A 6116-nucleotide genomic window follows, 5' to 3' on the forward strand; every position below is an offset into this window, starting at 1 on the left:
TTGCGTCAGCGTACTCAACGCGATCGCGGCGCAAAATGCGATTTTTACGCAAAACCACGCCGAAATTTCGACGATCTCTGCGGCGTGTGCGCTTGAAAACGGCGCAATAATCGCCGCTGCAAGGCTGAAAGAAGGCGCGGAAAATTCCTACTCCGCGCAGGACGCAAACGAAAATGGAAAAAACGGCGAATGCAAGTCGGATAACGATAAAATCGCCCTGCTCTGCTATTTTGAAGAGGCAAATAACGACTATCTGAAGCGCTGCGACTTTGCCTGTGCCCTACTTCTGGTGCTTCAGCGAGGAGATGACGTGCAGATTGAAATTTCACCGCACATTACGGACGCGACGGCACAGAGCCTGGGGGCACAAGATCCAAAACCGCGAGCCGAGAATGAAATTTTACGAAGCTTTAAAAAAGGCGGCGAGATCCCGCTAGATACCGCGGTGGAATTTTTGGCCAAAATCCTCTTCGGCAAGCGCGAATGGCGCAGTAGCGACGGGGTTTTGGACTATCTTTGGCGCGTCAAAGATCCCGCCAAAATCGCAGCTTTTTTAAGGCAAAATCGTGAGCATTAAAATAGCAAAATTTCATCGCATGTGCAAGCGCGGTGAGACGAATAAATTTGACCAAAATCTCAGGCTACACGGAGCCGCAAAAGCCCGAATGACGAGCTTTAAATTTAGCCTCTCCTCCAAGCTCAGATATAGTGAAAGTTTTAAATTTAGCTGCGCTATCGAATATGAGCTCAGCCAAACGGCGCATCTTAAAAGCACGCCGAAAGGGCGCGCACCATACGCCCCCAAATCGCGTTGCAATGAGGCGCACTGCGAAAATACGCTGCCGAGGCATACGCAACGAACTAAAAAAAATCCGCCTAAACGGTGCAAGTCACGGGCTATAAAAATTTTACCACAGCGGCGCGCGGAAGACACCGCAAAATTTCGCTATCAAGACAGATGCGGCGAGCCGAAATGCTACGCGCAGCGGGCTGCAAATTTCATATTTTCAGCAGAACAAAGCTTGGGTTACGAGTTTAAATTTAGCCGCGCGATGAACCGAGTAGCCGCTCAGGCAAGATGCGCACGACAAAGCGTTGCGATAAATTTTAAATTTAACGACGCCGCAAGCTATAAATTTAATCAAACGATGCATCATATAGTGGCGCCAAAACAGCGTATATGGTGCTTCGCAGAAATTTCCTCGCGGCGGCGCGCGTGGCAAACCGCCGAAATTCTACCGCAACGACACGTACGGCAAAACATAGAAATTTTATCGCAGCAATACGCACGACGAACGGCGGGAATTCTACAAGATCGCAGTTTATCGCGCGTCACAAAAATTCTATTGCTTCGGCATATGCAGGGCGCCGAGATCGCCTCTGCTCAGACCATGAAAGCTCTATTGCTTCTGCATACACCGCAAGCTGAAATATCGCGCACAACAAACCGCAAAAACTCCGCTGCGACGCAGCGAGTAGCAAGCCGTAGAAATTTTATCGAGATCGCGCGCATGATGAACCATCAAATCCATGCTGAGAACAACAAAACCTTCACCGAGAGCCGTAAAATTTCCAACAAAAGCTGCTGCGAAATCCCCGCCGAAAGAGGCGCCGCGCGATGAAACAGACAGATCCGCTAAGGCGCAAGCTCAAACAGATCGGCATCGCGCTGTGCTTCTCAAGCTTCGGCGCGCTGTGTATGATGGGCAACCTGCTCTTCCTCCCCGTAGCGCTACTACGGCTAAACCGCATAGAAGTCGTGCGAAATTTCGTGCGCGATTTCATAATGATCTCGTGGCGCATATTTTTGCTGCTCGCGCGACTTTACGGCAGCATCGGCGTGAGCTGGCGCTGCAAGCTCCCGCCTAGCGGCACTCTCATCATCGCAAACCACCCTAGCCTGCTTGACGTGGTGATCTTTTTAGCTCACGTGCGGCGCGCAAACTGCGTAGTCAAGGAAAGTCTGTGCAAAAATCCCTTCCTCTCCGCCGCCATCGCAGCCGCGGGCTACATCCCAAACACCGGCTCGGAAGCGATGATAGATGCGTGCCGCAGCGCCCTTGAGCGAGGAGAAAGCTTAATCATCTTCCCCGAGGGCACGCGCACCGCGGATCGCATCGCCATGCACAAAGCAGCGTTTTACATCGCGATAAATTTCGCAAAAAATATGAATTGCGTCGCGATAAAAATGGATCCTAAAAGCCTAAAAAAAGGACAAGTATGGTACGATACGCCCGAGGTTCGGATGAAATACGACCTCTACGAGCTGTGCGCGCTAGATCTAACGGGCTTTGAGCCGGATCGCCCAAACCCGATCCGAGTGCGCAAACTCTACGAAAAAATATCAAATTTATATGAAAAGGAGAATCTGTGAACGAAGAAATTTTGGAACTTAAGGAGCTGATCATTTCGGGGCTAAACCTCGAAGACGTAGCGCCCGGCGACATAAATGACGATGAGCCGCTTTTTGGCGACGGGCTCGGGCTCGATTCGGTCGATGCGCTGGAGCTCGGGCTTTTGGTGCAGAAAAAATACGGTATCGTGCTTAACTCAAAAACCCAAAATTTAAAGCAAATTTTCTCATCCGTTGCGTCTTTGGCGCAATACATCGCCGAAAATAGGAGTAAAAATGAGCAAAGATGAAATTTTTGAAATTTTAAAAAAGGCGCTCGTGGAGCTTTTCGAGATCGACGAGAGAAAGGTCGTGCCTGAGGCTAAAATTTACGAAGATCTGCAGATCGACAGCATCGACGCGATCGATCTGGTCGATTATGTCAAGAAAAACACGGGCTACAAGCTGATGCCCGATGATTTTAAAAACATCCAAACTCTCGGCGACATCGTGGATGCCGTAGCCGCAAAGCTCGATCAAGGCGCGAGCGGGGAAAATACCGGCGGCGAGAGTTAAATTTCGCCGTACGGCGCGGTAAGATCGCGTGCGTTGCGGTTTGGTAGTTTACTTTGCGGCGGCGTTTGGCTTGATAGATAGCATACGGCGGCGTTTGTTTAACGGCGCATGTTGAATTGATAACGTGCGGCACATATTATCAAAGGTGTGCGGCGAGCGGAGAACGTTTTATTAAAGCATGAGGAAGCGAGCGGCTTTTACGGGCTTAGCACTTAAGCGGCACGACACAAAGTCCGCTTGCCCACCGCTTTTGGGCTAGTATGTAAAGCGCTTTGCAGATTTAAATTTTAAAATTTTAATCTGCGAGCTTGAATGAAATTTTGAAATTTTAAAAGGCATTGTTTCTTTTGCGACCGCTGTTTTCGTAAAATTTCAAAATTTTAAAATTTCGGCTAAATTTGATTTAGCGGATCTGATCGCGGGTGCGGCAGTGCGAGTTAAATTAAGGTGCGGCTAAATTTAAAAGCGGCGAGCAAAACTAAATAAATTTTAAAAGTGTGGCATCTAAAATCGAACGCTAAGGCCAAATTTAAAGTATCGAAGCGTAGTAATAATCGCGCCAATCGCACCCGCGGCAAGAGCCTAAGCGCCGTAACAAAAACCAAAACTACCGCAGCAAAGCCCAACGCCGTGACAAAGCTAAACCGCCGCGGCAAAAACCAAGCCCTCGCGGCTAAATTTAAGGATTACAAAGATTGCGACGAACGATATTTTTAAAAACAGCTACCGTAATTTTAAGCGTGTTTTACCCTTTCGGCCTCTATTTTTTACACGGCGGCGCGCGAGTCTGCTTGCTTGTAGCGATGAGCGCGCTATGGGGAGCGCGAGCTGTTTTTGAAAGTAAAGATCGCGCTATTAAGGGCGCGTGCGCGGCGTTTTTTGCGCTGTGCGCCCTTTTTGGCAGTGGAACGCTCGCGTATCTGTATCCGCTCATAATAAATTTCTCGCTCGCGGCGCTTTTCGCGCTCAGCCTAAGATCGACGCCTGCGATCACGCGCCTAGCGCTTTTGAAGCAGCCAGGTCTTAACGAGCACGTCCGCGCCTACACGCGCAAGCTAACCGAAGTTTGGCTCGGATTTTTCGTGCTAAACGGCCTGCTTAGCGCGGCGCTGCTGCTACCGCGAGATAAAATTTATTGGAGCGTTTATTGCGGCGCGATCTCATATGTCCTCATCGGCGCGCTGATCGGCGGCGAGATGATTTTTAGGAAATTTTATGTTAAAAAATTTGATTAATTCTTTGAAGCCTTACGAGCGCGAAATCCTTGCCGCGGCGGCTCTTGCGCGCGATTTGGCAAAAACTGGATGCAAGCAGAGCGAAGCGGCAAACTTAAAAAGCGCGGACAAACTCCAAAGCAGCGCGGCAAATGTAAATTTAAAAGATGCGAAAAATTCTAACAGAAGCGCAAATTTCAATGACGCGGAAAATTCTAGCGGCGGCACAGATACCGCGCGCGACCTGCAATCGGCGCAGACGCAAGAGCAAGAACGCGCGTCGATGATTGAAATTTACGGCGAGGATGCGGCGGAGTTTATTGCGTTTTTTTTCGGCGCGCTGATTGCGGGTTTTGCGCCGGTGCTGCTGCGAGAGCCAAAATTTAGCGGCAAATTTCATCTCGGCGGCGACGTGAAAATTCTAAATCTCGCCGCAGCACAAAATTTAGACGAATTCAGCCCTAATGATTTAGAAAAAATTTCGCCGCACGATACCGAAAAATCTGTGCCTAAAATTTCATCTAAAAACGCGCCGCAAAATCACGCGCCGTGCGAGCAAGAGGCCATCTCTTTGCACCTACTGCGCGCGGATCAAAAATTTTATATCAAAACTTCGGGCTCTACGGGCGAGGCGAAAAATATCGAAAAAAGCCTGCGCGATATGGTTTTGGAGGCGGAATTTTTGGTAGAACGATTCGGTCTTTGCGCAAGCGATCGATTTTTATCTGGCGTCTCGCACCAAAATATGTTCGGGCTCACCTTTAGCATCTTCGTGCCGCTGCTTTGCGGCTCACGCACGCAAAAAGGCGGGCTAAACTACCCTGAAATCATCCTCGCAGCCGATCTTGCAGGCGCCGTGCTGATCAGCTCGCCCACGGTGCTAGGTACGCTGTGCGAGCACGCAGATGCTGCAAACATAGCACCTTTGAGCACCATTTTTAGCGCGGGTGCGCCGCTAAGTCCTGCGATCCGAGATAGGTTGGCGGCGCTTAGCAGTGCCCGAATCATCGATATTTACGGCTCCAGCGAAACTGGCGTGATCGCCTCCAACGAGGGCGCGGGGCTTAAGAAATTCGCTCCCGTTAGCGTGCAGATCCGCACGGATATCGATAGCGGCAGTACGGCAAAACGCGAGGGCGAGCTCTTTGATCCTGCGGCAAGCTCTTGCGGCGAAAATTCTGCGGCAGAGCCTAAAACGCGCTGTGCGGACGGGCAAAATACAGACGGGCAAGACACAAACCGCTTGGGCGAGCAGGCGTCTAAATTTAGTACAGACGCTGGCGATAAAACCGCAGCCAGCCAGAAAAACAGCTCCGCACCGAGCTCCGCGACACAACACGACGATAAATTTGCGCAGGCAGAGGGGCTTTGCGATAAATTTGGGGCAAAGCAGCCCGCCGACAAATTTTCGCAAACGGGCGAGTTTACGATCAGCTCTCCTTGGTGCGAGCGCTTCGAAAGCCGCGATTTCGGCTATGTGCGCGCAGACGAGATCACGCTTTTGGGGCGCGGCGACCGCACCGTAAAGATCAATGAAAACCGCGTGAGCCTCGATCTGCTCGAAGCCAAACTCCGCTCGCACGAATTTATTGGCGAGTGCAGGATCGATCTGCACCCGCAGCGCGACCGCGCCGTAGCTCTTATCAAGCTCAGCGATCGCGGCGAGCAGGCGTTTCGCGCAGGCGGTAAAAAGGGCGTCACGGACGAGCTAAAGGCCTTTTTGAAGCCCGAATTCGGCGCGATTTTGCGCTACTTCAAAATCGCGAGCAAGCTGCCTTTTAACGAACAGGGCAAGCTAAGCAAAAAGGACTTTTTAAGCGCCCTGCAGCGCTACGAGGCACCGGTCTTCGAACGGAGCGCGGAGAATGAGTTTCGCGCGAAGGTGCGCGCTAGCGACTTTTATTTCGACGGACACTTTGCGCGATTTGCGCTGGTGCCTGCGTTTATGCAGCTTCGCTTCGTATTGATCTGCGCAAAAGCCCTCGGCTACGAGC

Annotated in this window: 8 protein-coding genes; all 8 read left to right on the forward strand. The window is 50.9% G+C overall.

The window, feature by feature from the left end:
* The coding region (locus Q0369_RS03220; RefSeq protein WP_298095887.1) for a hypothetical protein at positions 1–577 on the forward strand (577 nt) is incomplete at its 5' end.
* On the forward strand, positions 567–1622 hold the full coding sequence (locus Q0369_RS03225) for a hypothetical protein (protein ID WP_298095890.1): 1056 nt from the start codon (positions 567–569) through the stop codon (positions 1620–1622). The genes Q0369_RS03220 and Q0369_RS03225, both read left to right, overlap by 11 nt.
* On the forward strand, positions 1619–2374 hold the full coding sequence (locus Q0369_RS03230) for a 1-acyl-sn-glycerol-3-phosphate acyltransferase (protein ID WP_298095893.1): 756 nt from the start codon (positions 1619–1621) through the stop codon (positions 2372–2374). The genes Q0369_RS03225 and Q0369_RS03230 overlap by 4 nt, the downstream gene beginning before the upstream one ends.
* A complete protein-coding gene (locus Q0369_RS03235) occupies positions 2371–2643 on the forward strand; it encodes a phosphopantetheine-binding protein (RefSeq protein WP_298021497.1) in 273 nt (90 codons plus the stop codon). Before Q0369_RS03230 ends, Q0369_RS03235 begins: the two co-directional genes overlap by 4 nt.
* The gene (locus tag Q0369_RS03240; RefSeq protein ID WP_298095896.1) at positions 2630–2908 is read left to right on the forward strand and encodes an acyl carrier protein; all 279 of its coding nucleotides are present in this window, start codon (positions 2630–2632) and stop codon (positions 2906–2908) included. The genes Q0369_RS03235 and Q0369_RS03240 overlap by 14 nt, the downstream gene beginning before the upstream one ends.
* Before the next feature lie 495 nt (positions 2909–3403).
* Positions 3404–3625, forward strand: a complete 222-nt coding sequence (locus tag Q0369_RS03245) for a hypothetical protein (protein ID WP_298095899.1) — start codon at positions 3404–3406, stop codon at positions 3623–3625.
* Positions 3604–4143 carry a DNA gyrase subunit B gene (locus tag Q0369_RS03250; RefSeq protein ID WP_298095902.1) on the forward strand — a complete coding sequence of 180 codons (540 nt, stop codon included), beginning with the start codon at positions 3604–3606 and terminating at the stop codon, positions 4141–4143. The genes Q0369_RS03245 and Q0369_RS03250 overlap by 22 nt, the downstream gene beginning before the upstream one ends.
* Positions 4124–6116 (forward strand): class I adenylate-forming enzyme family protein (locus tag Q0369_RS03255; RefSeq protein WP_298095905.1); only part of this gene is annotated, 1993 nt, incomplete at its 3' end. The genes Q0369_RS03250 and Q0369_RS03255, both read left to right, overlap by 20 nt.

It is taken from the genome of uncultured Campylobacter sp. (genome assembly GCF_938030685.1).
Taxonomy (GTDB): domain Bacteria; phylum Campylobacterota; class Campylobacteria; order Campylobacterales; family Campylobacteraceae; genus Campylobacter_B.